The sequence below is a fragment of the Colwellia sp. BRX10-4 genome (genome assembly GCF_014077465.1).
Lineage (GTDB): Bacteria > Pseudomonadota > Gammaproteobacteria > Enterobacterales > Alteromonadaceae > Colwellia_A.
This window is the reverse complement of record NZ_JACGVZ010000152.1, coordinates 1-248: the sequence shown is the minus strand read 5'-3', so window position 1 is coordinate 248 and position 248 is coordinate 1. Positions and strand designations below refer to the sequence as shown.

General features: G+C 44.4%; 1 protein-coding gene. It reads left to right on the top strand.

Translation table 11 applies throughout. The annotated features are described in order from the left end of the window. A partial coding sequence (locus H4J67_RS20190) for a hypothetical protein (protein ID WP_182204956.1) occupies positions 1–248 on the top strand: 248 nt, incomplete at both ends.

The window sequence follows — 248 nt, the reverse complement described above, 5'->3', positions numbered from 1 at the left end:
GTTATTACTTATAGCGTTACTGACGGTGCAGGTGATACACAGACTTCTACCTTAACGATTTCAGTGACACCAGTTTCTGATCTGAGCGATGATAATGAAACTGTCTCTGTTGCAGAAGATACTACAGCCACAGGCAATGTGTTAGACAATGCAGAAACTGCTGATGGTCCACTCACGGTAACCAGCTTTACGGTTGGTGGGAATACCTATAATGCTGGTGATACCGTTACTCTCGCTGAAGGTGAACT